At 61.3% G+C, this 23,155-nt stretch carries 24 protein-coding genes and 1 tRNA gene; 17 read left to right on the forward strand and 8 right to left on the reverse strand.

From position 1 onward, the window contains the following. The first annotated feature begins 8 nt into the window (after positions 1 to 8). The 3 genes from CVU60_03870 (at position 9) to CVU60_03880 (ending at position 1,608) form a co-directional block, all read left to right on the forward strand. Positions 9 to 539: a hypothetical protein gene (locus CVU60_03870; GenBank protein PKN42938.1), complete on the forward strand. Its 531-nt coding sequence runs from the start codon at positions 9 to 11 to the stop codon at positions 537 to 539. 68 nt (positions 540 to 607) lie between these two features. Then, positions 608 to 683 (forward strand) — tRNA-Val (locus CVU60_03875). A gap of 61 nt (positions 684 to 744) precedes the next feature. Continuing rightward, complete coding sequence (locus tag CVU60_03880) at positions 745 to 1,608, forward strand: hypothetical protein (protein ID PKN42939.1); 864 nt, start codon at positions 745 to 747, stop codon at positions 1,606 to 1,608. A gap of 33 nt (positions 1,609 to 1,641) precedes the next feature. Here the strand turns inward: CVU60_03880 and cobD are convergent, their stop codons facing one another. Together cobD and CVU60_03890 are read right to left on the reverse strand one after the other, a co-directional pair. Further along, positions 1,642 to 2,613, reverse strand: a complete 972-nt coding sequence (gene cobD / locus CVU60_03885; protein ID PKN42940.1) for a cobalamin biosynthesis protein CobD — start codon at positions 2,611 to 2,613, stop codon at positions 1,642 to 1,644. Between the two features lie 15 nt (positions 2,614 to 2,628). After that, on the reverse strand, positions 2,629 to 3,105 hold the full coding sequence (locus tag CVU60_03890) for a tRNA (uridine(34)/cytosine(34)/5-carboxymethylaminomethyluridine(34)-2'-O)-methyltransferase TrmL (protein PKN42941.1): 477 nt from the start codon (positions 3,103 to 3,105) through the stop codon (positions 2,629 to 2,631). A gap of 122 nt (positions 3,106 to 3,227) precedes the next feature. Here CVU60_03890 and rfbB point away from each other — a divergent pair, with 122 nt between their 5' ends. The 5 genes from rfbB to CVU60_03915 are packed head-to-tail and all read left to right on the forward strand — an operon-like array spanning position 3,228 to position 7,092. Then, the gene (rfbB, locus tag CVU60_03895) at positions 3,228 to 4,253 is read left to right on the forward strand and encodes a dTDP-glucose 4,6-dehydratase (protein ID PKN42942.1); all 1,026 of its coding nucleotides are present in this window, start codon (positions 3,228 to 3,230) and stop codon (positions 4,251 to 4,253) included. Then, the gene (gene rfbD / locus CVU60_03900) at positions 4,250 to 5,113 is read left to right on the forward strand and encodes a dTDP-4-dehydrorhamnose reductase (protein ID PKN42943.1); all 864 of its coding nucleotides are present in this window, start codon (positions 4,250 to 4,252) and stop codon (positions 5,111 to 5,113) included. The genes rfbB and rfbD overlap by 4 nt, the downstream gene beginning before the upstream one ends. Then, the gene (gene hrcA, locus CVU60_03905; GenBank protein PKN42944.1) at positions 5,110 to 6,126 is read left to right on the forward strand and encodes a heat-inducible transcription repressor HrcA; all 1,017 of its coding nucleotides are present in this window, start codon (positions 5,110 to 5,112) and stop codon (positions 6,124 to 6,126) included. Before rfbD ends, hrcA begins: the two co-directional genes overlap by 4 nt. A gap of 50 nt (positions 6,127 to 6,176) precedes the next feature. Then, positions 6,177 to 6,722, forward strand: a complete 546-nt coding sequence (gene grpE / locus CVU60_03910; protein ID PKN43034.1) for a nucleotide exchange factor GrpE — start codon at positions 6,177 to 6,179, stop codon at positions 6,720 to 6,722. Between the two features lie 4 nt (positions 6,723 to 6,726). After that, entirely contained in the window at positions 6,727 to 7,092 is a 366-nt protein-coding gene (locus tag CVU60_03915; GenBank protein ID PKN42945.1) for a CoA-binding protein, read from the forward strand. 44 nt (positions 7,093 to 7,136) lie between these two features. On the opposite strand, the gene CVU60_03920 is transcribed toward CVU60_03915, so the two are convergent. From CVU60_03920 to CVU60_03945, 6 genes are all read right to left on the reverse strand, one after another. Beyond that, on the reverse strand, positions 7,137 to 8,024 hold the full coding sequence (locus CVU60_03920) for a rhomboid family intramembrane serine protease (protein PKN42946.1): 888 nt from the start codon (positions 8,022 to 8,024) through the stop codon (positions 7,137 to 7,139). Beyond that, positions 8,025 to 8,807, reverse strand: a complete 783-nt coding sequence (locus CVU60_03925; protein PKN42947.1) for a hypothetical protein — start codon at positions 8,805 to 8,807, stop codon at positions 8,025 to 8,027. It abuts the gene before it with no gap. Continuing rightward, positions 8,804 to 9,868 (reverse strand): chorismate synthase, encoded by a 1,065-nt coding sequence (locus CVU60_03930; protein PKN42948.1) that lies wholly within the window; start codon positions 9,866 to 9,868, stop codon positions 8,804 to 8,806. Before CVU60_03930 ends, CVU60_03925 begins: the two co-directional genes overlap by 4 nt. Before the next feature lie 24 nt (positions 9,869 to 9,892). Beyond that, on the reverse strand, positions 9,893 to 10,498 hold the full coding sequence (locus tag CVU60_03935) for a tRNA methyltransferase (GenBank protein ID PKN43035.1): 606 nt from the start codon (positions 10,496 to 10,498) through the stop codon (positions 9,893 to 9,895). A 76-nt stretch (positions 10,499 to 10,574) separates the two neighbouring features. Next, complete coding sequence (locus tag CVU60_03940; protein PKN42949.1) at positions 10,575 to 11,321, reverse strand: TlyA family rRNA (cytidine-2'-O)-methyltransferase; 747 nt, start codon at positions 11,319 to 11,321, stop codon at positions 10,575 to 10,577. A 4-nt stretch (positions 11,322 to 11,325) separates the two neighbouring features. Continuing rightward, positions 11,326 to 13,914: an alpha-glucan phosphorylase gene (locus CVU60_03945; GenBank protein ID PKN42950.1), complete on the reverse strand. Its 2,589-nt coding sequence runs from the start codon at positions 13,912 to 13,914 to the stop codon at positions 11,326 to 11,328. Positions 13,915 to 13,991: 77 nt separating this feature from the next. Here CVU60_03945 and CVU60_03950 point away from each other — a divergent pair, with 77 nt between their 5' ends. The 9 genes from CVU60_03950 (at position 13,992) to CVU60_03990 (ending at position 23,092) form a co-directional block, all read left to right on the forward strand. Then, entirely contained in the window at positions 13,992 to 14,468 is a 477-nt protein-coding gene (locus CVU60_03950; protein PKN42951.1) for a dUTP diphosphatase, read from the forward strand. A 26-nt stretch (positions 14,469 to 14,494) separates the two neighbouring features. Then, complete coding sequence (locus CVU60_03955; protein PKN42952.1) at positions 14,495 to 15,688, forward strand: aspartate aminotransferase family protein; 1,194 nt, start codon at positions 14,495 to 14,497, stop codon at positions 15,686 to 15,688. A gap of 102 nt (positions 15,689 to 15,790) precedes the next feature. Continuing rightward, positions 15,791 to 16,645 (forward strand): 50S ribosomal protein L11 methyltransferase, encoded by an 855-nt coding sequence (prmA, locus tag CVU60_03960; protein ID PKN42953.1) that lies wholly within the window; start codon positions 15,791 to 15,793, stop codon positions 16,643 to 16,645. Then, positions 16,642 to 17,340 (forward strand): endonuclease, encoded by a 699-nt coding sequence (locus tag CVU60_03965; protein ID PKN42954.1) that lies wholly within the window; start codon positions 16,642 to 16,644, stop codon positions 17,338 to 17,340. Before prmA ends, CVU60_03965 begins: the two co-directional genes overlap by 4 nt. After that, positions 17,337 to 18,458, forward strand: a complete 1,122-nt coding sequence (locus CVU60_03970; GenBank protein PKN42955.1) for a hypothetical protein — start codon at positions 17,337 to 17,339, stop codon at positions 18,456 to 18,458. Before CVU60_03965 ends, CVU60_03970 begins: the two co-directional genes overlap by 4 nt. A gap of 95 nt (positions 18,459 to 18,553) precedes the next feature. After that, positions 18,554 to 19,825, forward strand: coding sequence for a peptidase S41 (locus CVU60_03975; protein PKN42956.1), 1,272 nt, complete (start codon positions 18,554 to 18,556; stop codon positions 19,823 to 19,825). 51 nt (positions 19,826 to 19,876) lie between these two features. Next, the gene (locus tag CVU60_03980; GenBank protein ID PKN42957.1) at positions 19,877 to 21,178 is read left to right on the forward strand and encodes a hypothetical protein; all 1,302 of its coding nucleotides are present in this window, start codon (positions 19,877 to 19,879) and stop codon (positions 21,176 to 21,178) included. A gap of 75 nt (positions 21,179 to 21,253) precedes the next feature. Continuing rightward, on the forward strand, positions 21,254 to 22,600 hold the full coding sequence (locus tag CVU60_03985) for a hypothetical protein (GenBank protein ID PKN42958.1): 1,347 nt from the start codon (positions 21,254 to 21,256) through the stop codon (positions 22,598 to 22,600). Positions 22,601 to 22,771: 171 nt separating this feature from the next. Then, entirely contained in the window at positions 22,772 to 23,092 is a 321-nt protein-coding gene (locus CVU60_03990) for an adhesin (protein ID PKN42959.1), read from the forward strand. Positions 23,093 to 23,155: the final 63 nt, after the last annotated feature.

Consider the following 23,155-nt stretch of genomic DNA (forward strand, 5'->3'; position numbering starts at 1 on the left):
CCTTGTTTATGCCGTATTCATTCCGTAGCGCACGCATCCTTGCCCAGCCCGTGACCGCAGTCGAGACTCCGGAAATCGAGTCTGTCTATGCCGGAAACAGGGAGCTGCTGCTTCTTCTGGACCGCGAAAACGATCCTCCCGTCCTGGCCCGCCGCTTTGTCGAGCATCGGAACCTGCCGCCCCGGGGCTGCCCGTCCTCCCTGTACAATCTCATTCTGCGCGAACCCATGGCCGGTGACGTCATCGGTCTTTTGAGCCTGTACACCGGCTATCCCAAGAGCGACGTCGCCTATGTCGGCGAACTTTTTCTGAGCGTCGAATTTCAGGGCATCGGCCTGGGCAGGGAAGCCTATCTCAGCCTTGAAGCCCTGCTGCGTCCGGGGTCCCTGACCCGTGTGCGGGTGGGGGTGGGGCTCAAGAACTGGAATGCCATGCGGTTCTGGATCAGGCTTGGTTTCATGCACGTCACCGGGATGAGCGGAGACCGTATTTTCGGCCCCGGCAAGCACGCTTTCCTCGAACTGCAGAAAAATCTGTGATCCCGGCCGGATCAGTCGACGGTAATATCTTGACATGACACGGGGGGCGGGGCTAAACGCAACTCCTCGGGCGATTAACTCAGCGGTGAGAGTGCCACCTTCACACGGTGGAAGTCACAGGTTCAAATCCTGTATCGCCCACCACCGACCGCACAAACCCTTTCAGGCACCCGCCCGGAAGGGTTTTTTCGCTTATGGAGCATCCATGCAGATACAGGACGATTACGAACTTCTCGACAGCGGGAACGGACAAAAACTGGAACGCTTCGGCACTGTCATTCTGGCCCGCCCATGTGCCCAGGCCGTGTGGGAACCCGCGCAGCCCGCACTCTGGGATTCCGCCAGCGCCACCTTCGACCGCAAGGACGGGCTCAACTGGCACGGCCGGGAACGCCTTCCCGAGGAATGGATTGTGACCGTGCGCGGGGTGCGCATGCGTCTTTCGACCACGGATTTCGGGCATCTCGGCATTTTTCCCGAGACGCTCGATCTGTGGGAATGGATCGGAGCTTCCGTGCGCCAGGCTGCAGCCGAGCGCAAGGAGGCCCCGAGTTTTCTGAACCTATTCGCCTATTCCGGGGGGGCGACCATGGCGGCGGCCCTGGCCGGTGCGCAGTGCTGCCACCTCGACGCATCAAAAGGCATGGTCGAATGGGCTCGCGGCAACTCGGCCCTGAACGGCCTCGAGGATTCGGGGACCAGGTTCATCGTCGACGATGTCGGCGCCTTCCTGAAACGCGAGGTGCGGCGCGGGCGCAAATACGATTGCGTGCTCCTCGACCCTCCGTCTTTCGGACGCGGCAAACGCGGAGAGCTCTACAAGGTCGAAAGGAACGTGCAGGAGACTCTTGATCTGGTCCGTCAGGTTTTGAGCGACGCTCCGCTTTTCGTCATCCTGACGTCGCACACGCCGGGTTTTTCGCCCATTGTGCTCAGGAATCTGCTGGAGCAGACTTTCGGCAAGGGGACCCTGGCCTGCGGGGAAATGCTTCTGCATGGCGGCGACGGGGTGCTGGACCTGCCAAGCGGCACGTGGGGGCGATGGGAGGGGAAGAGCGCTGAAATTTGAGATTTCAAGCCCGGGATCTGATCGCAGATTGTATCAGCCCAGATTCCACCAGCCAAGATAGCTTCCGCTGATGGTCAGGGCCACGGTGCACAGCAGGGCGGCCAGCAGCAGAGTCCGCATCATGCCGCGAATGCGCGCCGGGGACCAGGCTACTCCGAGGGGGCCGAGAAACGGTTTGTCCTTGATCTCTCCGAAGTAGCGGGTCGGCCCACCCATGCTCACCCCGGCCACGTGGGCGGCGGCGCTCATGGGCCAGCCCGCGTTGGGGCTGTCCATGCTCCGCGCGTCCCGCGCGATGCGCTCCCAGGCGGCGGGACGCAGCCGCAGCCACCCCGTGGCCCAGATGGAGATTGCGGCCAGCCGTGCGGGCAGCCAGGCCAGGATGTCGTCGGCCCGCGCCCCGGCCTTGCCGAGCTCCTCGAAGCGCTCCGTGCGGTAGCCCCACATGGAGTCCACGGTGCTCACGGCCTTGTAGGCCCACAGCGCGGCGGGGCCCAGGAGGCAGAGCCAGAAGAGGGGGGCCACGAAGCCGTCATTGAAATTTTCGGCCAGGGTTTCGCCCAGAGCGCGGCAGACTTCGTCTTCGGTCATGTCTTCCGTGTCCCTGCTGACCAGGCCGGCCAGGTGCGCGCGGGCCGCCGCCAGTCTCCCGTTTTCAAGCAGGGCCAGCACGGTGTTCGTTTCCCGCAGCAGGCAGCCAAGGGCCAGCCCCGCATAGCCAAGATACAGGGCCAGGATTTCGCCCGCCAGGGGCAGTCCGGTCAGCAGCTGGACCAGTGCCGCGCAGCCCAGGGCCACGGCGGCGACGCTCAGGGTCCCGCCGATGCGCGGTCCAAGGAAAAAGGATTTTGCCCAGCCTTCGAGGCGCTCAAGCATCTTGCCGATGAGTCGCACCGGGTGCGGCCAGTCCCGGGGGTCACCGAAGAGCAGGTCCAGGGCCACGCAGCCCAGCAGAAAGACTAGCAGTGACAGGTTCAGCGGCAGATTGTAGAGCGTGTCGGGCATGCGCGTCTCCAGTGGTTACGGGGCGTCCGGCCTGCCCTCGCGCAGGTCCAGTTCCCCGGTCTGACGATAGGCCTCGTAAAGAAGCACGGCCGCGGCGTTGGCCAGGTTGACGCTTCTGACCTCCCCCCAGATGGGGATGCGGACGAGATCCGCGGCGTCGTGCAGGATTTCCGGGGGCAGGCCCCGGGTCTCGGGGCCGAGCACGATGATGTCGTCGGCCCTGAAGGAAAAACGGTGATAGGCCGTTCCCTGGCGCGCGCTGGTGAAAACCAGCCGCCCCGGATCGCGGCCTTCCAGGAAGGCGGCCCAGGACGGCCAGATGCGTTTGTCCACGTGAGGCCAGTAGTCAAGGCCCGCCCGTTTCAGGTACTTGTCGTCCAGGCTGAAGCCCAGGGGCTCGATCAGGTTCAGGCGGGTGGTGGAGGCGGCGCAGAGTCGGGCGATGGTCCCGGTGTTGGGCGGAATTTCAGGTTCGTAAAGGGCGATTTGCATCTTGGAGTCTCTTTAAGTATTTTTAAAGGCTGTCACGGCCCGCACGGGGACGCGCTGTCGGCTCGTCATCCACTTGGCTTTCAAACCCGCTTCCGTCAAGAACCGCGAAGTCAGGAGAATACATGCATCTGCTCGTCACCGGAGGCTGCGGCTTCATCGGCTCAAATTTCATCCAGCACATGCTTGCCGCGCACGAGGATGTGGTCATCGTCAACCTCGACAAGCTGACCTATGCGGGCAACCGCCGCAATCTGGCCGAAGAGGAGGCCCGGCACATGGGCCGCCGCTATCATTTCGTGCATGGCGACATTTGCGACCAAGAGCTGGTGCCGGAGCTCATGCAGCGTTTTTCCTTCGATGCGGTGCTCAATTTCGCCGCCGAATCGCATGTGGATCGCTCCATAAGTGACCCCTTCCCCTTTGTCACGACCAACGTGCTGGGCACCCAGAACCTCCTGGAGGCCGCAAGGCGCGCCGAGATCCCGCGCTTCGTGCACGTCTCCACCGACGAGGTCTACGGCACCCTCGGCCCTACGGGCCGGTTCACCGAGGACACTCCCCTGGCGCCCAATTCCCCGTACTCGGCGTCCAAGGCTTCCTCGGACCTCCTGGCCCGGGCCTATTTCCACACCTACGGGATGCCCGTCATGGTCACCCGCTGTTCCAACAACTACGGCCCCTACCAGTTTCCGGAAAAACTCATCCCCCTGGTCTATTTGAAGGCCTCCAGAAACGAGCGCATCCCCGTCTACGGCGACGGGCAGAACGTTCGGGACTGGATCTATGTCATGGATCACTGCCGGGGCGTGGAGGCCACGCTTTTCAAGGGACAGCCCGGCGCAGTCTACAATTTCGGAGGGGACGCCGAGCGGACGAACCTGGAAGTGGTGCGTCTCATATTGCGCCTGACGGGCAGGAGCGAGGATCTCATCACCCATGTCACTGACCGGCCCGGGCATGATCGCCGCTACGCCATGGCTTTCGAGCGTTCAACGAAGGACCTGGGCTGGACCCCGCAGCATTCTTTCGAGGATGGCATGGCCAGAACCCTGGCCTGGTACAAAGCCAACGAGGCCTGGCTTGACGAAGTGCAGAGCGGCGCCTATCGCCAGTTCATGGATGCATGGTACCAAACGAGGCAGGCATGAGGAGCGCAGTCGTACTGGGCGGCAAGACCGGCCTGCTGGGGCAGGCGCTGTGTCTGGCTCTGTCCAGGCAGGGATGGACCGTGAACGCTCCGGGGCGCGACGAGCTGAACCTGTTTGAACGCCCGGCCGTGGAGGAATACCTCATTCGGACCGAGGCCGCGGTGCTTTTCAACACTGTGGCCTACACCAAGGTCGATCAGGCCGAGGACGATCCGGCCGAGGCTTCCCGGCTGAATCGGCAGTTGCCGCTGATCCTGGGCAAGGCCGTGCAGAACACGGGGGTTCCCCTGGTCCATTACAGCACGGATTTCGTCTTCAACGGTAAAAAGACAACCCCCTACGGACCCGGGGACCAGCCCGCGCCCGGTTCGGTCTACGGCCAGACCAAGCTGCAGGGCGAGCGTGAGCTTCTGGCCCTTGATCTGCCGAATCTGCTCATCATCCGCACCTCGTGGCTTTTTGGCCCGTGCAAGACCAATTTCGTGACCCGCATTCTGGAACTGGCCGCGACACGGCCGGAGCTCAGCGTGGTCCACGACCAGATCGGCAGCCCTTCCTACACCCCGGATCTGGCCGTCGGTTCCCTGGCTCTTCTGGACAGGGGGGCGACGGGCATCTTTCATCTGGCCAACGCCGGACAGGCAAGCTGGTGCGAGCTGGCCACCGAAGCCGTCCGGGGGGCGGATCTGGCGTGCCGGATCAAGCCCATACCCTCGTCCGAATATCCCCAGAAAGCCTGCCGACCTGCATATTCGGTCCTGGATCTTGGCGCCTTCACGGCCGCCACGGGCATCGCGCCTCGGCCGTGGTTGCAGGCCCTGCGCGAATTTCTTTTCTCCCGGGAAGACTGCCTGTCATGATCCTGAGCAAGCGCGAAACCGCCGTCCTCACCGCCGTGGTCGAGACCTATGTGGAGACCGCCTTGCCCGTGTCGTCCCAAACCCTGGCCACGGGTCTTGGACTGAGCCCCGCTTCGTTGCGCTCGACCATGGCCGCCCTGACCGAAAAAGGTTATCTGCGGCAGCCGCACACGTCCGCCGGGCGGGCCCCGACTGTCCCTGCTTTCCGCTATTATCTCGACCAGGTCCTCAAGCTCGGGCCCCTGCCGCGCAGGGAGCAGTCCCGCCTGCATGATCACATCCAGCCGGGAGAAGGGGATTTGCCTCAGGTCCTGCGTCGCGCCGTCCGGACGCTTTCGACCCTGACCCGTCAGGTGTGCGTGATCATGGCCCCGCGTCAGGATCTGGCCCGCTGGCGGCAGATAGATTTCGTACTCCTGCGACCGGGCATGATCATGGCGGTGCTGGTCATGCATGGCGGGCTGGTCAGCAACCGTCTGGTGCAGATGGACGAGAGCCTGGGAGCCAATGATCTCGTGCACTACGGGAACTACCTGAACAGTCTTTTCGAGGGACGCACCACCCATGAGGTGCGCGGCGAGATCGAGCGGCAGTTGCAATACGCGCGAAGGACCCTGGATGCCTATCGCAGGGCCTGGGAGCTGGCTTCGCAGGCCCTGGCCGAGGAAGAGCAGCCCGAGGTTTTCGTCGGCGGCACGAGCCATCTCACGGACCAGCCCGAATTCACGGAGCTTGAGACCATCCAGGAGCTTTTGCGGCTCATCGAGGAACGCTCCCGGCTGCTTGAACTGCTGGACAAGACCTCGGTCAGCCAGTCCGTTTCCGTAAGCCTGAACCAGAGCATGCCCGGACTCGCGGAGTGTTCGCTGGTGGCTTCTCCCTACAGCGCTTTTTCCACCAATCACGGCACGTTGGCCGTGCTCGGGCCGGTGCGCATGAACTACGCACGCATCATGCCCATGGTTGACTTTGCCGCTCAAATACTTAGTCAGTGCCTCAAATCCCGCTTCTAAGGATATTCGTGAAGCGTTTTTTCAAATATTTCAAGGATCAGGAGTTTTTCATGTCCAATAAGGAAAAAGAGGGCCAGAACCCGGATGAAGTGCAGACCGAAATGCAGGCGGAAGAAACACGGGAGCTGACCCTGGAGGAAAAATACGCCCAGGCCCTGGCCGACATGGAGGAGCTCAAAAAGGACAACTTGCGTGTCCTGGCGGACAGCGAGAATTTCAAGAAGCGTTTGCTGCGTGAAAAGGAGGACTATTTCAAGTTCGCCACTTCCGCCATCCTCGAGGAAATCATCCCGGTCATGGACAATCTCGACCTGGCCCTGGCCCACGGCAGGCAGGCAGAAGCCTGCAAGGATCTGGTAACGGGTGTGGAGATGACCATGAACATTTTTCTCGACACGATGAAAAAGCATGGACTGGAGCAGATCGCCGGGGTTGACGTGCCCTTCGATCCTTCCCGCCACGAGGCCCTGGGTCAGGTCGAACGGGACGATGTCGATGAAAACACGGTCTGTCAGATGCTGCAGAAGGGCTACATGCTCAAGGACAGGCTACTGCGCCCGGCCAAGGTCATGGTCAGCCGCAAGGCGGGAGCGTAAACTCATGGGACAGATCGTCGCGGTGCTCGGCGCGAGCCACAAGCCGGAGCGCTACTCGAATCAGGCCGTGCGCATGCTCAAGGATTACGGTCACTCGGTCATCCCGGTCACGCCGGGCCGAGCCGTCATCGAGGAGTTGCCGGTTGTTTCGAGCCTTGATGCCATCGGTCAAAAGGTGGACACGCTGACTCTCTATGTCGGGCCGGACCGCAGCGCCCAACTGCAGGACGCCATCCTGGCGCTCAGGCCCGGACGTGTCATTCTCAATCCCGGCACCGAATCGGCGGCACTGGAACAGGCCTTGACCGAAGCGGGCATCCCCTGGGCGCACGCCTGCACCCTGGTCATGCTCAGAACCGGACAATTCTAGACGGCAGCCCTTGGCCCGGGGAGCCCCTGCGGCTCCTCGGACCCTCACCCTGCAAGCGCCCCGCTCCCAAGGGCCAAGGCCCAGGCCCAGACCGCAAGGGCCAGCCCCGCCGCCCCGCTCAAAGCCCCGATCCGCGCCTTCCATCCCGTTGCCCCGTGCCAGTCTCCGACCAGCAATCCAAAGGGCAGACCGCAGCACATCCCGAAAAAATGCGCGCCCAGATCCACGCGCTCCTCGCCCGCGCCGAGCATGGCCAGCAGGCTGAAACCAAATCCCAGAGCCAGCAGAAGGACCTGTCCTCTCGAGCCGCGTTCGGCCCGTCCCGCGCCTCCAGCCAGGACGCCGATCAGTCCGAACACGCCCGTGGATGCGCCCACGCTCAGGTGATCGGGCGCCTGTGCCCAGGCGTTTACGGCATTGCCGAGGCTGCCCGAAAGCACAAAAAGTCCCCAGGTCAGGCCTGATCCGATGCGTCGCGCCAGGAGCGAGGCAAGCACGGCCAGCGCTCCGGCATTGGCCAGTAGATGTCCGGCGTCGGCGTGCAGGAAAAGGGCGGTTACGCAACGCCACCACTCACCGCCCAGAATGAGCGCGGCGTCGGCCCGACCGGCGAGATGCCAGGTGATGCGCTTGCCAAGACCTTGGGCGTCGAGCCATATGGTCAGGCCCAGGAATATGGCGATGACCAGCAGGCTGACCCAGGAATTGTCGGGCAGGGGTGCAGGGCGTGGGCGGGGCAGATTTTCCTCTTCGTAGGCGATGATCTCCCGCACCGCGAGCGGAGCCAGGGCCGGTGCGACCAGAAGCCTGCCATGATCGAAGCGGTTCAGGAACCTTCGGCTGGACAGGACCAGGGCCCAGGCGCGGATGGTGGCCTTGTCCGGGCTGTGCTTCGAGGTGGCCAGGGCCAGGGTGGGCAGGATGTCGATCACTTAGAGAATGGATATCTGTCCGCGCACGAAAGACCAAGCCAGTCCCAGGTATTCGTGCACGGCCATGTGGCAGGTCTTGATGTTTTCCGGTCCGGGCAGGAAGTGCTCGGGTTCGCCTTTGTCACGGTAGCAGGTCGGTGCGGGGATGGGCTTCAGGCCCTGATTTTCGAACAGTTTGACGGCTCGCAGCATGTGCGAGGCCGAAGTCACCAGCACAAAGGCGTCGGAACCGGCCAGAGCCTTGATGTGCATCGCTTCGTCGTGGGTGTCGAGGGCCTTGTCGGAGAGCATGATGCGGCCCGGATCGAAGCCGAGGTCCGCGGCGGCAGCGGCCATGACCTGCGCGCTTGACTGCTCGTCTTTGTATTTTCCGCCCGAAAGAACCAGGATGGAGCCCTTAAAACGGTTTGCCACCCGAATGCCCTCGGTGAGCCTGTAAATGGCCGCCTCTTCGAGCATGGCCCCGGGGGGCAGGCGCGTGTCCGTCCAGTGTCCCGCGCCAAGCACGACCACCCATTTGACAGGCGTCTTGACGATTTCCGCACTGGAAAGGTTCAGGGGCGGGTAGGCGCTTTCAAGGGGGCGGATCATGTACCCGGAGACGGAATTGAGGGAAAATGCGTAGAGCAGAAGCCCGGCCATGACGAAGGGGGCGATGGCTTCCCTGGAACGGCGCAGCAGCACGTAGATCATGCCGAGGGCGAAAAGAACCAGACAGACGGACAGGGGCATGAAGAGCGTGCCCAGGGCTTTTTTGAGGATAAAGCCCGCGCCCGCGTTCATGTGCCGAATCCCATGCGCCTCTGCAGCAGGACCATGTCGGCCAGGACCAGCCGAACCATGGCCGCGAGCACCGGGACCACGCGGGGGATGGCGCAGATGTCGTGCCGTCCGCCGATGCTGATGGTCCGCGCAGCTCCGAAGCGGTCCCGGGTCTGCTGCTCAAGCGCGATGGAGGGGATGGGCTTGATGGCAGCGCGCAGAACAAGCTCCTGGCCGCTTGAGATCCCGGCCAGGATTCCGCCAGCGTTGTTGGATGCAAATCCCGAATCCAGCATGGCGTCGTTGTTTTCGCTGCCGCGCATGCGGCTGGCCGCAAATCCGCTCCCGATCTCGACTCCCTTGACCGCGCCGACACTCATGAGCGCCGCGGCCAGACGGGCGTCGAGCTTGTCGAAGACCGGTTCGCCAAGCCCCGCAGGCACGCCCAGGGCGCGAATCTCGACGATGCCGCCCAGCGTGTCGCCTTGCGCCACGACCTCCCTGACCAGTTCTTGCCAGCGCAGGGCCGCGTTGTCGTCGGCCGCGAAGAAGAGCCGGCGCTCTGCGCCTTCCATGTCGATGTTTTCCGCCGCGATGCCGCCAAGCTCCACTGCGCCGGCCCGGACAGTGATTCCGAGAGGCCGCAAAAACTCCCCGGCAATGGCTCCGCCCGCCACGCGGGAGACGGTCTCCCGGCCCGAGGAGCGGCCTCCGCCGCGATAGTCGCGCAGTCCGTACTTGGCCTGATAGGTCATGTCTCCGTGACCCGGCCGGAAAACATCTTTTATCTCACCGTAGTCGTGCGAACGCTGGTCCGTGTTCTCGATGGCAAAGCCGATGGACGTGCCCGTGGTCAGACCCTCGAAAATTCCGGACAGGAGACGGATGCGGTCCGGCTCGCTCCGGGCGGTGACGGCCAGGCCGCCCTGGCCGGGCCTGCGCCTGTCGAGCTCAGTCTGGATGGTGGCTTCGCAAAGGGCGACCCCGGCGGGACATCCGTCCACCACTCCGCCCAGGGCCGGGCCATGGGATTCACCAAAGGTCGTCAATTTGAAGATGCTGCCGAAAGTGTTTCCCGCCATGGGTTCTCCTCGGGCCCGGCCCGGCTAGTAGTCTTTGCCTCGCTTGCACCAGTCGGCGTATACGTTCTCGAATTCGTCAGCGTCCAGAGGGCTCCGGTCGTACATCCCGGCGGCCAGGCGCTGGCGCATGGCCTCGTAGAGGATGGTCGCCGCAGCTACGGACACGTTCAGGCTCTGCACCATGCCGAACATGGGGATGTAGATCTCGTCCGGCACATGAACCTTGACGTCGGGGTCCATGCCCCGGTGCTCGTTGCCGAGAATGATGGCCGTGGGTCTGGTGAAATCGATATCCATGATGGGCCTGGCCGTGGGGCTGAAGCCCGTGCCCACGATCTGCATGCCCCGGTCGCGCAGCCCTTGGACCATGGTCCCGGCTTCGCGGTGGCGGGTCAGGTCGATCCATTTCTTGGCGGAGCCCGAGGAGCTGTTGGCCAGGGATGGAAATTTTTCCTTGGTGTAATAAAGGTGCACGCCGAACACGCCGAAGGCGTCGCAGCTGCGCAGGATGGCGGACACGTTGTGCGGGTCGTGGATGTTGTTCAGCACAAGCGTCAGGTCGGGCTGGCGCTTTGCCAGTACGGATCTGAGTCTGGTTTTGCGGTCTTCGGTCAGGAATCTGTCAGGCATGGGCTCGAATTTGGTTGAGGTGTTGAAGATGAACGCGGTCTGTACCCGCATCGGCCTCTCTTGGCAAAGGCCGAAGTCAGCGCTGCAAATGGAGCAGGTATTCCTGATTGCCCTTGGGCCCCTTGATACCCGCCGCGACGGAGCCCAGAACGTGCAGGCCGAGCTCCTCCCGGGCAAAGTCCTGCACTTCGGCCACGGCTTTGAGCTGCAACTCTTCCGAGCGGACCACGCCCTTGATCGCGTGCTCGGGTCCAAGCTCGAACTGCGGTTTGACCAGGGCCAGGATCTGCCCTGTGTCCTTTAGAAACTGCAGACAGGGGGGCAGGATCAGCCGCAGGGAGATAAAAGAGCAGTCGGCCACTACAAGATCCACCTTTTCGGGAATGAGGTCGGCGGAGGCGTGGCGCAGATTGATCCGCTCCAGGTTGACGACGCGCGGGTCGGTGACCAGCTTCCAGTGCAACTGGGCGTGACCCACGTCCACGGCGTAAACACGCGTGACCCCGAACTGCAGCAGGCAGTCAGTGAAGCCGCCGGTGGAGGCTCCGGCGTCCAGAGCGACCATACCGCTCACGTCCAGGGCGAAATGCTCAAGGGCCGTGAGCAGCTTGTAGCCGCCGCGGGACACGAAACGTTCCGCCTCCTTGATCTCAAGGCGCGCATCGCGGGGAATCTGCTGCCCGGGTTTGGCCACGGGGGTCCGGGCCTCGCCCTGGAGCAGGAGTACCTGTCCGGCCATGATCATCCGTTTGGCCTTTTCGCGGCTCTCGACCAGCCCCTGTTCGGCCAGAACCACGTCGGCCCGATCGATTTTCTTGGCCATCCTTCTAGCCTTGCGGTTGAGGTTCGGGTTTGTCGGCCCAGAAGATCAGCCCTAGGCTGTGCGCGTCGCGCAGCAGCGGATGATGCGGCAGGATGCGCACGGTGAAACCGAACTTGCCCGTGGCCATGGGCATGGCCTTGCCGCGATAGACGTACCAGCCGTCAGCGGTGCGTTCGTCCGGGCTCATGGGAAAGGTGGACCGGTTTGCGAACTTGCCGGTGTGATCGAGGGGGCCGGTGTAGATTTCCACGCGGATGTCCTGGATGCCAAGGCCCTCGACCTTGACCTCGGCGCTGACCTCCAGATTTTCACCGACGAACATCTCATGGGCCGTGACGCACTGCACGTTGCGGATGTCGAGTTCCCCCCAGTGGGTGAGCAGGTTCATGCGCCACTCGGCCAGTTCCATGACCGGACGGTATTCGTTGGCCGTGAGTTTGCCGTAGCTGATGTTGGACGGGAGGTAGGCGCGCTTGGAATATTCCTCGACCATGCGGTGTCCGTTGAAGACCGGACCCAGGGTTTTGAGGGCCTGTTTCATCTTCTGCACCCAGCGTCTGGGGAAGGAGCCCTGCACTCGGTCATAGAAGAGCGGGATGACGTCTTTTTCGAGAATGTTGTAGAGGGTCTGGCTCTCCACGAAGTCCTGGTACTCAACGTCGTCATATTCCTCGGCGTTGCCGATGGCCCAGCCTACGGAGTTGTCCGGGCTCCAGGCCTCGTCCCACCAGCCGTCGAGGGTGCTCAGGTTCAGGACGCCGTTGGCCATGGCCTTCATGCCGCTGGTGCCGCAGGCTTCCAGGGGGCGACGCGGGTTGTTGAGCCAGATGTCGCAGCCCTGAACCAGATAGCGGGCGACCTGCATGTCATAGTCCTCCAGAAAGACCATGGACGCGCGACACTCCGGGGACTGGCAGAGGCTGATGAGCTCCTGGATGATTTTCTTGCCTTCGTTGTCCCGGGGGTGGGCCTTGCCGGCAAAGACGAACTGTACCGGGCGGGCAGGGTCCGTGACGAGGCGTTTCAAGCGGTCATCGTCCTTCAGAAGCAGGTAGGCGCGCTTGTAGGACGCGAAACGACGGGCGAAGCCGATGGTCAGGGCCTCGGGATTGAGGACATTGTCCGCCACTTCAAGTTCCCAGCTGCGGCCGCCCCGGGACATGATCTGCTGCTGCAGCCTGCGTCGCACGAAATCGACCAGGCGTTCCCGCAGGCGTTCGTGGGCGCGCCACAACTCGATGTCCGGGATGGAGCCGAATTTTTCGCCGACCCGCTCGCAGTCCGGGTCTTCGCGCCAGGACTGGCCGAGGAATCGGTCATAGAGGACGGACATCTCAGGCGCCACCCAGGTCGGGAAATGGATGCCGTTGGTGACCCAGGTGATGGGCACATCCTCTTCGGGGTACTGCGACCAGACATTGGCCCACATCTTGCGCGAGACCTTGCCGTGCAGACGGCTTACGCCATTGTTGAACCGGGACAGGCGCAGGGCCAGGATCGTCATGCAGAAGTGCTCGGCTTCGTCGCGCGTGTTTTCCCGGCCCAGGGCCAGGAAAACCTTCCAGGAGAGCCCCAGATCCGCGGAATATTCCAGGAAGTATCTGGCCATCAGGTCCGGGGAGAACCGGTCGTTTCCCGCCGGGACTGGCGTGTGCGTGGTGAAGACCGAGCTCTGGGCGACCAGTTCCAGGGCCGCCTCGAAGGACAGGTGGCGGTCCTGCATGAGCACGCGGATTCTTTCCAGACCCGCAAAGGCCGAGTGGCCTTCGTTCATGTGGATGACCCGGGGAGAGAGGCCCATGGCCTCCAGTGCCTTGATGCCGCCGATGCCGAGCAGGTACTCCTGCATGAGGCGCATTTCCAGATCGCCGCCATAGAGCTGTGAGGTCAGCTCCCGGCGTTCGGGCGTGTTCTCGGAAATGTTGGTGTCCATCAGGAAGAGCGGCACGCGGCCAACGTCGGCCCGCCAGACGCGGAAATAGAGCGGTTTGCCCTGCATCTGGAAACGCACTTTAAGGGGCAGGCCTTCTTCGTCCAGTACGGGAAAAAGGGGCATCTGCTCGAAGTCGTTGGGCTGATAGCGCTCCTGCTGCCAGCCGTCGTGAGTCAGGTACTGGCGGAAAAATCCGCGCTGGTAGCAAAGGCCGATCCCGACCAGGGGAATGTTCAGGTCGCTGGCGGATTTGAGATGGTCTCCGGCCAGCACGCCAAGCCCTCCCGAATAAACGGGCAGGCATTGTGCGATGCCGTATTCGGCGCTGAAATAGGCGACTACCGGTCCGCTCTCCAGGGCATCGAGTCCGGTCATGGGGCCGCGTTTGGAGATGTATTTTTCGAAACCCGCCGCAATGGTTGACAGACGGTCCAGAAAGAATTCATCCTCGCCCAGTTCTTCCAGTGTGCTCTGAGGCAGATGGTTCAGGAACCAGATCGGATTGTGCTCGCTTTTTTCCCATAATTCGCGGTCTATCTGAGCAAAGAATTCCTCGATTTCATGCTGCCAGGAAAAATAGAGATTGCTCGCCAGCATCTTGAGCGGCAGAAGTTTTTCCGGAAGCTTGGGTACAACTGTATAAACATGCAATGGTTGCATAAATCCCCCTGTCATAAATTTGTAACGCATCCCTGCATGCGCGCTTGGGTTGCAAGTTAGCATGCCAAGGAGAAGAAATGAATCCCTGTTCCGGAATTGTCACCATGCCGGTCAAGGTCCGTTTTTTATCGGAAACGTGCCCGCCGGAGAAGTTTAACTATGCCACTCCGGGGTCGGCCGGTATTGATCTGCGGGCTTGTATGGCGGAAGCGGAGGTCGCCATCCCCCCCGGGGGAAGGTTTCGCTTTCCTACGGGCATTGCCGTGGAATGCACGATGCCGGGAGTGGCCGGTTTTGTCTATTCCCGAAGCGGCCTGGGCACCAAGGACGGCCTGGTTGTCAGCCAGGGAGTCGGCGTCATCGACCCGGACTATCGCGGCGAGATTCTGGTCAGCCTCCTGAACACTTCGGACCAGACCCGTACCGTGACCCGGGGGCAGCGCATCGCCCAGCTCGTTTTTCAGCCGGTCGTTCGCGCGGAAATCATTCCGCAGGACGATCTTACCGAAACCGCGCGCGGCGCCGGGGGATTCGGGCACACCGGCACGATCTGATCCAATTCACTTGCAAGGAGAATTTCATGAACAGCGAAGATATAAAGCAGGGCGAGGCCTCGGCTCTTTGCCGGACCTATGCGCGTTATCCCCTGGCCGTAAGCCGGGCCGAAGGGACCAAGCTCATCACTCCCGAAGGCCGCGTCTATACCGACCTTCTGGCGGGCATCGCCGTGTGCAACCTGGGGCACTCCCATCCTGAACTGGTGGAGGTCATCCGTGCGCAGGCCGGCAAGCTCATCCACGTCTCCAACCTTTTCTACCAGGAAGAGCAGGTCGCCCTGGCCAACAGGCTGCTTGGCACCACGCATCTGGAAAAGGTCTTTTTTTGCAACTCCGGAGCCGAGGCCAACGAGGGCGCCATCAAGCTGGCCCGGCGCTACATGCGCGAGGGTCGGGGCGAGGAGCGCTTCGAGATCATCACCCTTGGCGGGTCTTTCCATGGCCGCACCCTGGCCACCTTGACGGCTACGGGCCAGGACAAGATCAAGACCGGGTTCGGGCCGCTGCCCGAAGGATTCATCACAGTGCCCTTTGCCGATTTAAAGGCCATGGAAGCCGCCATGAACGAGCGCACCGCTGCGGTGCTGATCGAGATGATCCAGGGCGAGGGAGGGGTCAAACCCCTGCCGGGGGATTACGTTCGCGGTTTGGCCGAGCTTTGCGCCGCCAAGGGCGTGCTGCTGATCGTCGATGAAATCCAGACTGGCGTGGGCCGGACTGGAAAATTCTGGGCGCATCAGCATGCGGGCCTCGTCCCGGACATCGTTACCGTGGCCAAGGGCCTGGCCGGAGGGCTGCCCATGGGTGCGGTCATGTGCACCGAAGAGGTCTCCAAGGGCTTTCCTCCGGGCAGCCACGGCACGACCTTCGGCGGCAACGCGCTCATCTCCGCCGTGGCGGCCAAGGTCATCGAGATCATCGAACGCGACGATCTCTGCGGCCGGGCCGCGCGCATGGGCGACTGGCTGCGCGAAAGGCTGGAGGGAATCAGGACCAGACTCCCGGAGAAGATCGTCGAGGTGCGGGTGCACGGCCTGATGATCGGCATCGAATTGACGCATCCCGGGGCCGAGGTCTGGAAGGAGCTGCTCGAGCAGGGCTTTGTCCTGAACCTTACCCAGGATACAGTGCTGCGTTTGCTGCCGCCGCTGGTCATAACCAGGGAGGAGTTGGAGGCGTTCTGCCAGGCCCTGGAATCCATCCTGGCCAAAAGCTAGTTTCTGCCGAGTTTTCGTTCATGGGCCCTTTTTTCACCGGGAGCGGGCCCTTTTTTCAAACTTCAAATTTCAACGGTGCGCATCCCGTTATCAGGTTTATACATGTCAAACAAACTCGCCCGTCTTACTCTTTCCTTTGCCCCGGAAAACGAGGATCTTGTCACCGGTCTGCTGTTTCTGCACACCCCTTGGGGCTGGGAGGATGACGGTACAAAGGACGGCCTGCGCCGCCTGACCGTGCATTTCGACCGTCCGGAACAGTCCGCCGAAACCGAGGCCGCTCTCCAGGCCGCCTGCCCGGAAATTATTCTGGAGAGCACAAGCGTGGATAACGCGGACTGGACCAGTGCCTGGAAAAAATACTTCACGCCCATCCCCATCGGATCCAGGTTTGTGGTTCTGCCCGCCTGGCTCAAGGACGAGCCCTGCGCGGCCGAGCCCATTCTGATCGAGCCCAAGATGGCTTTCGGGACGGGACATCACCAGACTACGGCCCTGTGCCTTGAGGCGCTGGACCGCTTGGCGACGGATGGAGTCCTTACGGAGGGGCAATCCTTTCTTGATCTGGGCACGGGCTCGGGGATTTTGGGCATCGCCGCCGTCAAGCTCGGGCTCATCGGCCAGGGCCTCGACATCGACCCGGTGGCCATCGACAACGCCCACGAAAACGCCGCCCTGAACGCGGTGGAGGGCGCTTTCAAACCCGCTACCGGCAGTGTCACGGACATCCCGGCGGAGCAGCGCTTTGACTGCATCCTGGCCAACATCCTGGCCAATCCGCTCATCGACATGGCCGAGGACATCTGTGCCCGCCTGGCCCGGCCGGGTGTGCTCATCCTGTCCGGCATCCTGCGCGAGCAGGCGGATCGCGTGGTGCAGGCCTATGTCGACCAGGGCTTGGCGGCTCCTGCGATTTCATACTCCGGGGAATGGACCCTGCTCGTCTTTCGCGCATGAACCGGGAGGCCGTGCTGCTTGGCTACTACCGGGCGATGTCGGCCGAACTGGGACCAAGCAGGTGGTGGCCGGGACAAACGCCTTTCGAGATCGCTCTTGGCGCCATCTTGACCCAGAACACGGCCTGGGCCAACGTGGAAAAGGCGATACACAACCTGCGCAAATCCGGCCTGCTCGATCCCGGGGCCCTTGCCCGGTTGACCGACGGGGAAATTTCGGTGCTCATCCGGCCGGCCGGCGCCTTCCGGGTCAAGGCGGTGCGGGTGCGCAATTTCCTGAATTTTCTGGACAGGACCTGTAATCTGGACATGAGCGGATTGCGGGGCGAGACGATGGAAGAGCTGCGTCCGGCCCTGCTGGAGGTTTCCGGCATTGGGCCGGAAACGGCGGATTCCATTCTCCTCTACGCCCTGGGACTGCCGTCCTTTGTGGTCGATGCGTATACGCGCCGCATCCTGTCAAGGCACGGGCTTGTTCCCGAAGACATCGGGTATGGGGAACTGCGGGAGTTTTTCATGGATGTTCTGCCGCCGGACGTGGCGTTATATAATGAATACCACGCCCTCCTCGTGCGCACGGGAAAGGGTTGGTGTGCAAAGAAGGCGGGAAAATGTGCGAGCTGTCCTCTGGCCGTCTTCCTGGAAGAGTTCAGCCTCTTGACCTGCGTGGGAAAAAGCATCATCCCTCACCCATGAATCGACCGTCATTCCGCCCCAAGCCGCGCTTTTTAGCGATCATCCTGATGCTCCTGGGAGGCCTTGTGTTCACGGCCTCACTTGGCTTTGCCTCTCTGGAAGAAGAGATGGCAGCCAAGAACAGGCAGCTGGCCGAGCGGAAAAAAGCCATCCAGAGCCTGACCGAAAAGGAACGCAGCCTGCACAAGGATCTGGCCAAGCTTGAAAGCTCGGTCAAACAGGCGGCGGTCTCTCTTGAGACGCTCGAAGACGGGCTGGCCACGCTTAAAAAAGAGCAGTCCGAAGGCGCCGAGCGCCTTGATGCATTGCTTAAAGAACGGGAAAAGACCACCGGTCGCCTGCAGGAGTTGATGCAAACGCTGTGGCCCATCTATCTGACGGCCAAGGAAGAGGGCTTTGCCTCGGTGGAGCAGTGGGCCGAAGCCAATCGCCGGGAGGCTTGGCTGACGGCCCTGTACGGCGAGGCGCAATCCTTGCGGGAGGAGATCGAGCGGCAGAGCCAGATTGTGGCCGACCAGCAGTCCGTTCTGGATCAGCGCGCGGCCCAGGCCGAGGCCAAGCTGGACAAGATCAAGGCGTCCAGGGCCGAGCTTGAAAAAAAGAGGACGCAGTACGAACGCCAGATTGCCGAGGTGCGGGTCAAGAAAAAGGAGAGCGAAAAGGAAATCCAGAACCTGATGGGTTCCATCGCCGGCATCCGCCACAAGATCAGCCTGCAGTCTTCCAAGAAGATTTCAAAACTGCAGGGCAAGCTGAACTGGCCGGCCAAGGGCAAGCGGGTCGTGTCCTTCGCGCCTGACGGGAATCCCGCCAGCAACGGGATAGGTCTGGCCTTGCCGGCCGGCACGCCGGTGCGCAGCGTCTCCTGGGGCAAGGTCGTGCATAACGACCAGTTGCGCGGCTTCGGGCAGGTCGTGATTGTTTTCCACGGCGAGGATTATTATTCGCTGTATGCCTTTTTGTCCGACGCCCCCATCCCGGTAGGTCGGGAAGTGGAACGCGGACAGCAGATCGGCGTATGCGGATTTTATCCTGCCGCCAAGGGCGAAGGCCTTTATTTCGAATTGCGTTACAGGCAAAAAGTCATTAATCCTTTAAAATGGTTACAATCGGGGTGAAAAGAAGGTTCGCATTTTTTCGGACCGGACTTCATCACGTTACCCGCTTTTTAGTGATTCCAACAATTTCTCGCCATTCCCTCAGGGAGGATATCATGCGTTTCAGCCATTTTCTTGGCACGATGATTCTTCTGGCCGGCCTTTGCGTCACGGCCTCGTCCAGCCAGGCTCGGGATACCGATCATTATCAGGCCTTGAAGCAGTTCAGCCAGGTTCTGGATCTGATAGAAAAAAATTATGTTCAGGAAGTCGACCGCACGGATCTGATCCATGGGGCCATCGAGGGGATGCTCAATTCCATTGACCCGCATTCCACATATATCGATCTCGACAAGTTCAAGATGATGCAGGAAGAATTCCAGGGTGAATTCGGAGGGATCGGCATCCAGATCGGAGTCCGCGACAAGCGCCTGACCGTGATCGCCCCCATTGAAGACACCCCCGCCGACAAGGCAGGGCTCAGGGCCGGTGACATCATCCTTGAGATCAACGGAGTTTCGGCGATGGACATCTCCCTTGAGGAGGCGGTGTCCAAGATTCGCGGCCCCAAGGGAGAGGCCGTGGAGCTGACCATCATGCACAAGGAATCCCAGGCTCCGGAAAAAGTGACCATCGTGCGCGGCACGATTCCTTTGGTCAGCGTCAAGGTCAAGGAACTCGAGCCCGGCTACCTGCACCTGCGTTTGACCGACTTCAAGGCCAACACCACCGACGACATGCACAGCAAACTGCGCGAGTATTCGTCCAAGCAGGAGTTAAAGGGCGTAGTCCTTGATCTGCGCAACAACCCCGGAGGCCTCCTCAACCAGGCCATCTCCGTGACCGACACCTTTTTGCGCGACGGGCTCATCGTCTACACCCAGGGGCGTGATCCCAAAAGCAGAAAGGACGAGATGGCTTCCCGGCAGTCGACGGACGTGACCTGCCCGGTGGTGGTGCTCATCAACTCCGGTTCTGCCTCGGCCTCGGAGATCGTGGCTGGTGCCCTGCAGGACCGCAAGCGGGCCATCCTGATCGGCGAGCGCACGTTCGGCAAGGGCTCCGTGCAGACCATCATGCCCCTGTCCGACGGTTCGGCGGTCAAGCTGACCATTGCACTCTACTACACGCCAAACGGCCGATCCATTCAGGCCGAGGGCATAGACCCCGACGTGGAGCTTCCCTTCGTGGTCGCGGCCGAAGATGCAACCCTGCCCCGTGATTTCAGGGAGGCGAACCTCTCCAAGCATCTGGACAATCCCAACGGGGAGACGGAGCTGAATCCGGAAGAGCTTGAAGCCAAGGAAGCATTGGCCAGAGACAACCAGCTGCGCATAGGGCTGAGCATGGTCAAATCCCTGCCGCGCTTCATGCAGATCACCAACTGATTCTCATCTCATCGCGGGGCGACACCTGTCGTCCCGCGTCTTTTTATATCCATGCCCCCAAAAAAACGGAAAAAAAAGAAGCCAGCTGCCAAGGCGTCCGGCTTTTCGCTGTTCAAATCCCTGCTCTGGATTTGCGTCGTCCTTTTGACCGGCCTGACGCTTTTCGTGGCCATGCATCTGCCGTTCAAGAATGCTCCGAGCAAGCCCGGGACCGTTCAGTCGCCGGTCGCGCACAAGGCTCCAGAAGGACCTGTCGCGCAAGGCAGCAAGGAGCCCCGGTCAAAGCAGCCCTCCGTCAGGGACGTCCCGGCGCAAAAGAACCAGAGGCTGGTATACGAAGCCCAGATCGACGATTTTGACGCCAAGGTCCGCCGTGTCGATCTGGCCGTACTCAAGGGGCTGGCAGCCCAGGGCGGATCCGAGAGCCTCATGCGTCACAGGACGGTGGAACTCAGGCGTCATGGAGGTCAGGAATTCTATTATCAGAACCTGACCATCAACCTGGGACAGGAAGTTTTTCCCTTTCTGGCTGAGCTCAAGAGAAATCTGGATCAGCTTGGGCCGGGCTTCAGCCTCAAGACCGTGGACAACAATCCGCGCGACCTGGAGATCTCCATCCTGGGCGAGCCGACCCACCACATTTTTCTCCCCCTTTCCCTGGTTCCCGAGGCCCCTCCGGAAGTTCAGACGGTAAAAGCTCCGAGGCTTGTCATCATCATCGATGATCTGGGCGAGAGCATGGCCGTGGCCAACCGGCTGGCCGGCCTGCCATTTGAGGTCAGCTTTTCGGTTCTGCCTCATAACACCAAGGCGCGTCAGGTGGCCGAACTGGCCCGGCAGAAAGATCTTGAGCTGCTTTTGCATCTCCCCTGCGAACCGGAAGGCTATCCCAAGTCGGCTAATTCAGGTCCCGGAACCTTGCGCGTGAACATGACTCCGGCCGTTCTGGAACAGACCCTGGCCGACAATCTGGCGCGTCTGCCGGAAGTGGACGGCGTCAACAATCACATGGGTTCACGTCTGACCCAGGACAAAAAGGCCATGGCCGTGGTGCTCGGTCATCTGCAGGGGAGAGGGAAGTTTTTTGTGGACAGCCTGACCACGCCCAGGAGTTGCGTGCGCGACGTGAGCAAGACTCTGGGCTTGCGTTACTACAGACGGCACATCTTTATCGACAATACGGCCAAGGAGCACGCAATCCTGCTACAGCTCAAAAAAGCAGAGAGCCTTGCCAGGCGCACCGGGCTGGCAGTGGCTATCGGCCATCCCTACCCTGCGACGTTGTCTGCGTTGGAATCATGGGCGAAAACCCGCGATATGAGTGTGGTTGTCTGCAAAATTCAAGATATTTGACAAATTCCTGCTTTTTCTCCAAGTAATGGAAGCTGTACATAGAGATGTATTCTAGCTCATCAGCAGGAGCCCAAGATGGAGCCGCTTACCCCTTCTTCATGCATAAACGTCCTCCTCGGAATTTCCCGGGGACTTTCGCATCGAACTAGCATTCAAAAAACACTGGAAGAAATCTGCACCCATGTGGAGAGTTTTTTTTCTCCCAAGCACTTGGCGTTTTTGCTTGTTGATCCTGATACCGGCGACCTGACTTTCAACCACGTTGTGGGTGATAAAATTGATTTGGTCAGAGGCAAGAAGTTGCGAAAGGGCACGGGACTGGCCGGGTGGGTCGCCGAGACGGGAGAAGCCCTGCTCATCGAGGACACTGCGCAGGATCCCCGGTTCACTGCGCAATTTCTGACAGCCAAGACCAAGGGGTGCTCAACGGTCATGGCCGTGCCGCTCAAGAGTGGGGATATGGTCTACGGAGTGCTGGAGCTCATCGACACCCAGCACGGGGAACCCTTCACCAAGCGGCAGCAGGTGGATTTTTCGGCCATCGCGGAGGTCACTTCCGTGGCTTTGGAGCGGGCATACTATTTTCAGGCCATGCGGCGCATGGCCGAAACGGATCAGCTCACAGGCCTGCCGAACAAGCGGACCTTCGATCGCTACATGGAACGCGAGATCGAAGTCTGCAAGCGTTACGGAACTCCGTCGAGCGTGCTGATGGTGACGATCGACAATTTGCGCAGGCTCAACGAGGAATATGGCCCGTCGAGCGTGGACAAGATCATCCAGATGCTCGCCACGGTCCTGGGTGAGGAGGTGCGCAAGGTCGATGTGCCGTGCCGCATCGCATCGAACAGGTTCGCGGTGATCATGCCCAATACGGCCAAGCCTGCCGCTCTCGACGTCAGCCAGCGCATCAACGCCAAGATCGCCCAGCAAAGCGCCGCCAGACAGATGCCTTATTTTTCCGTGGGGCTGGATGTCGTTTCCGGCGTCCAGGAGGACATAGCACCGCTGCTTGGGATTTGCGACACGAGCAAGACCGCGACCAGGGGTTTTCGCAAGTTCCGCAACGTTGCTGCCAACCTGGTGCTGCTGCTGAACGAGGAAAAGCAGGCCATGGAGCGCAGGCAGTATTACCGCAAGAACGTGCAACTGGCCGGACGGTTCGAAAATCCCGATACGGGTGAGAGCGGTGATTTTCTGCTCGAAAACGTGTCCCTGAACGGTATCGGTTTCACGACGTTGCTCTCCCATCGTTTGGTCCGGGGGGCATTGATCAGGGTCCGTTTCCGCCTCGACGATGCGCGGCGAACCGAAGTCAGCCGGCTGACCCGGGTCAAATATCTGAGCGATCGATTTGTCGGGTGCCAGTTCGCAGATCAGAAAAGCTACGACAGTGATCTCGGTTTTTATCTGATGCGCTGATTGCAAGCGCATTGCATTCCTTGAAAGCGGACCCCGGGTCCGCTTTTTTTATCCTTTCGGGTGGCAGCCTGCCCAGGATCGCGCCGGATTCGGATCTTCAGCGATGGTAGGGTGTTGACATCCGGTTTGGCTGGATTAAAGAAATACCTATTCAAACTATAGGAGGCATCTATGTTTACTCTCCAACCGGCGGCAAAGGCGCAGCTGGATGAGCATTTCGGCGGCAAGGACAAGGAACCCATTCGCATATACATGGCTTCCGGCTGCGGCGGAGCCCGTCTCGGGTTGGCCCTGGACGAGAAGAAAGACAATGATCAGATCTTCGACGTGGAAGGGTATTCCTTTCTGGTCGAGGCAGACCTGTACGAGCAGGCCAAACCCATGACGGTCCTCTTTGACCAGAACATGGGTTTTACCGTGGAATCGAGCATGGTTTTCCCCGAGGGCGGGGGCGGTTGCTCATCCTGCGGTTGCGGCGGAAGCTGCGGCTGATTCAGGCAACGGCATGAAGCGTGAAAAGGGCGGTCCAGGCTGCCCTTTTCGCTTTCGAAACCT

The sequence above is a fragment of the Deltaproteobacteria bacterium HGW-Deltaproteobacteria-18 genome (genome assembly GCA_002841885.1).
Classification (GTDB): domain Bacteria; phylum Desulfobacterota; class Desulfovibrionia; order Desulfovibrionales; family Desulfomicrobiaceae; genus Desulfomicrobium.

Excerpts from the sequence above, each read along its gene's own strand:
- CVU60_03915 (PKN42945.1), top strand. The coding sequence starts at position 6,727 with ATGGGACAGATCGTCGCGGTGCTCGGCGCGAGCCACAAGCCGGAGCGC.
- rfbD (PKN42943.1), top strand. The coding sequence starts at position 4,250 with ATGAGGAGCGCAGTCGTACTGGGCGGCAAGACCGGCCTGCTGGGGCAG.
- CVU60_03970 (PKN42955.1), top strand. The coding sequence starts at position 17,337 with ATGAATCGACCGTCATTCCGCCCCAAGCCGCGCTTTTTAGCGATCATC.
- CVU60_03990 (PKN42959.1), top strand. The coding sequence starts at position 22,772 with ATGTTTACTCTCCAACCGGCGGCAAAGGCGCAGCTGGATGAGCATTTC.
- CVU60_03955 (PKN42952.1), top strand. The coding sequence starts at position 14,495 with ATGAACAGCGAAGATATAAAGCAGGGCGAGGCCTCGGCTCTTTGCCGG.
- CVU60_03985 (PKN42958.1), top strand. The coding sequence starts at position 21,254 with ATGGAGCCGCTTACCCCTTCTTCATGCATAAACGTCCTCCTCGGAATT.
- CVU60_03880 (PKN42939.1), top strand. The coding sequence starts at position 745 with ATGCAGATACAGGACGATTACGAACTTCTCGACAGCGGGAACGGACAA.
- CVU60_03890 (PKN42941.1), bottom strand. The coding sequence starts at position 3,105 with ATGCAAATCGCCCTTTACGAACCTGAAATTCCGCCCAACACCGGGACC.
- prmA (PKN42953.1), top strand. The coding sequence starts at position 15,791 with ATGTCAAACAAACTCGCCCGTCTTACTCTTTCCTTTGCCCCGGAAAAC.
- CVU60_03940 (PKN42949.1), bottom strand. The coding sequence starts at position 11,321 with ATGGCCAAGAAAATCGATCGGGCCGACGTGGTTCTGGCCGAACAGGGG.
- CVU60_03965 (PKN42954.1), top strand. The coding sequence starts at position 16,642 with ATGAACCGGGAGGCCGTGCTGCTTGGCTACTACCGGGCGATGTCGGCC.
- CVU60_03935 (PKN43035.1), bottom strand. The coding sequence starts at position 10,498 with ATGCCTGACAGATTCCTGACCGAAGACCGCAAAACCAGACTCAGATCC.
- grpE (PKN43034.1), top strand. The coding sequence starts at position 6,177 with ATGTCCAATAAGGAAAAAGAGGGCCAGAACCCGGATGAAGTGCAGACC.
- hrcA (PKN42944.1), top strand. The coding sequence starts at position 5,110 with ATGATCCTGAGCAAGCGCGAAACCGCCGTCCTCACCGCCGTGGTCGAG.
- CVU60_03930 (PKN42948.1), bottom strand. The coding sequence starts at position 9,868 with ATGGCGGGAAACACTTTCGGCAGCATCTTCAAATTGACGACCTTTGGT.
- CVU60_03870 (PKN42938.1), top strand. The coding sequence starts at position 9 with ATGCCGTATTCATTCCGTAGCGCACGCATCCTTGCCCAGCCCGTGACC.
- CVU60_03950 (PKN42951.1), top strand. The coding sequence starts at position 13,992 with ATGAATCCCTGTTCCGGAATTGTCACCATGCCGGTCAAGGTCCGTTTT.
- CVU60_03925 (PKN42947.1), bottom strand. The coding sequence starts at position 8,807 with ATGAACGCGGGCGCGGGCTTTATCCTCAAAAAAGCCCTGGGCACGCTC.
- cobD (PKN42940.1), bottom strand. The coding sequence starts at position 2,613 with ATGCCCGACACGCTCTACAATCTGCCGCTGAACCTGTCACTGCTAGTC.
- CVU60_03975 (PKN42956.1), top strand. The coding sequence starts at position 18,554 with ATGCGTTTCAGCCATTTTCTTGGCACGATGATTCTTCTGGCCGGCCTT.
- rfbB (PKN42942.1), top strand. The coding sequence starts at position 3,228 with ATGCATCTGCTCGTCACCGGAGGCTGCGGCTTCATCGGCTCAAATTTC.
- CVU60_03980 (PKN42957.1), top strand. The coding sequence starts at position 19,877 with ATGCCCCCAAAAAAACGGAAAAAAAAGAAGCCAGCTGCCAAGGCGTCC.
- CVU60_03945 (PKN42950.1), bottom strand. The coding sequence starts at position 13,914 with ATGCAACCATTGCATGTTTATACAGTTGTACCCAAGCTTCCGGAAAAA.